We start from the raw sequence: 2,300 nt of genomic DNA on the forward strand, positions 1-2,300 counted from the left end.
GGAGATGTCTATTATGCGATCGCTGTGCATCTATTAGCAAAGAGAATACCGGAGTATGATAAGGACACTAAAATTTCTGCTCAGTAACCAGTTGAAGCGCTCCAAAGGCATCCAGCAAGTTGATGGTTTTACGCTAATTGAATTGTTGGTAGCCATGATCATGGCATTCCTCATCATCACACCGTTGCTAGGCTTCATGATCAATATTCTGAACACAGATCGGCAGGAGCAAGCCAAGGCAAATTCCGAGCAAGAAATTCAAGCTGCGCTGGATTACATTGCCCGTGATTTACAGCAGGCCATCTATATTTATGATGCTACTGGAGTTGGTTGTCTAACCGGTACTGCTGATACTATTACTTGCCCCAATGCAGGTACAACTGGGAATCAACTACCTAGCCCAACTGCAACAGATAGAGTTCCTATCCTTGTTTTTTGGAAGCGAGAATTAGTTAGTCAAACAATTACAATTACAACAACTCCAAGCACCCAAAAAGATGATACTTATGTTTACTCATTGGTCGCCTACTATTTAATTAAAGACGCTACTTCTAGTGCTACTTGGTCTAATGCAGCCCGTATCGCCCGATGGCAAATTAGAGACGGTGTACCAGATCCCAGCAGTACAGAAACATGTGGCAAATATCTAACCGGTCAGTGTCCTAGTCCAGGCTTTGCTTTATTTAAGCTTGATGGAATAGGTACGATAACACAAAAGATGAATGCTTGGACAAAAGCTACAGCAAGTTATACTGCTGATACCACAGTACTTGTTGACTTCATTGATCAAACAAAAACTGACGACGTACCAGAAACGCCATCTATAACATGTCCTCCTAACTCTGCTAACAACACATGGTCAAAGGTTCCACCAAACACAGCTACTTTCAATACTCGTGATACGTATAAAATGACTGGTTTTTATAGCTGTATTGATAGAGTTAACACTACAGCACAAGTATTTTTACGCGGCAATGCACTTGCTCGTATCGAAACTGACTCAAATAGAATAAAATACGCTGATAGCAAAAAAACTTATTTTCCGACTGCAAGCATACGAGTACAGGGACGCGGATACTTATTTACCAAGTAAATGCTGGAATTCAAAGCATTAGTCAATGGCAGCTAATTATGGGAAAGTTAAGTTTGAGATTATTGCAACTAATCCACAGGAATGCAAAAAGCAAGCAGCCATGTTTAGTTAACAACCTGCACTACGCTTCTGGATACACCCAACAGGATGCTGGTTTTAGCTTGCTAGAATTAATTGTAGTAATGGTGATGATAGGAATTCTATCTGCGATCGCAGCTCCTGGTTGGCTTGCCTTTGTAAATCGGCAGCGAGTAAATAAAGCGAATGATGCAGTTTTAGCTGCGCTACAAGAAGCACAGCGCGAAGCTAAAAAGACAAAACTTAGCTACAGTGTTAGTTTTAAAAACGAAAACGGCGTTCCCAAGCTTCTCATTCATGAGGGTGCTATTACACCGGCTTCGGATGTTGTGTGGAAGCCTTTAGGCGAGGATATGGTGTCTAATCCAGGGCAAGTTCTACTGTATACTAATATTTCTACTTCTAATACAAAAAATGCTACTGGTGAAATAGTTGAGACTGCGCCAGGAATCGGCACTATTACTTTCGACTACATGGGTATATTGGCAAATAAGTCTAGCGGTACTGTTGCCGATACATGTTTAAAAGTGATGGTAGCTGCGCCCAAAACAGGAACCACTGAGGCTAGTGCATTGAAACGCTACATCATAGTGCAAACTCTCCTTGGAGGAATGCGAACAGCGAAAGACCCTGCGTGCAGCAATAATTAAATAATTTTTTTGTAGCGAAACTTCATAAAAATTCAATATAAATACGGTACAGAAAACTGCACTTTGGGAGCAAAATTGTAACATCCAGTGCAGTTTTCTGATTTTAAATACCTGAAAAATCGTTTTAATAAAATATAATTTTAGGAAAATGACTGAAAACCTTGACTTTACTGTAGCTATCCCAACTTATAACGGTGAAAGTCGTTTGCCTGAACTACTGGAGCGTCTACAAAACCAAATTCACACCGAAAATTTATATTGGGAAATTATAGTTGTAGACAACAACAGCACTGATAACACAGCTAAAGTTGTTCAAAAAACTCAACAAAATTGGCAGTGTCCTTATCCACTAAAGTACTTCTTTGAAACGAAACAGGGAGCAGCATACGCTAGACAAAGAGCAATTGAAGAAGCTAAAGGCAGATTTATAGGTTTTCTCGATGATGACAATTACCCAACATCCACCTGGGTAGCAGCAG

At 40.3% G+C, this 2,300-nt stretch carries 3 protein-coding genes; all 3 read left to right on the forward strand.

Annotated features, from left to right (window positions below):
• The first annotated feature begins 55 nt into the window (after positions 1-55).
• The gene (hpsC, locus tag VE944_RS08230; protein WP_324974972.1) at positions 56-1,093 is read left to right on the forward strand and encodes a hormogonium polysaccharide secretion pseudopilin HpsC; all 1,038 of its coding nucleotides are present in this window, start codon (positions 56-58) and stop codon (positions 1,091-1,093) included.
• 38 nt (positions 1,094-1,131) lie between these two features.
• Positions 1,132-1,821 (forward strand): pilus assembly FimT family protein, encoded by a 690-nt coding sequence (locus VE944_RS08235; protein ID WP_324974976.1) that lies wholly within the window; start codon positions 1,132-1,134, stop codon positions 1,819-1,821.
• Between the two features lie 148 nt (positions 1,822-1,969).
• Positions 1,970-2,300, forward strand: a 331-nt coding sequence (locus VE944_RS08240) for a glycosyltransferase (RefSeq protein ID WP_324974979.1), incomplete at its 3' end; no start/stop codon positions are given.

This window comes from Nostoc sp. (assembly GCF_035638895.1).
Taxonomy (GTDB): domain Bacteria; phylum Cyanobacteriota; class Cyanobacteriia; order Cyanobacteriales; family Nostocaceae; genus Nostoc.

Coding starts and splice junctions, on each gene's coding strand:
- hpsC (WP_324974972.1), top strand. CDS start 56: ATGATAAGGACACTAAAATTTCTGCTCAGTAACCAGTTGAAGCGCTCC.
- VE944_RS08235 (WP_324974976.1), top strand. CDS start 1,132: ATGGGAAAGTTAAGTTTGAGATTATTGCAACTAATCCACAGGAATGCA.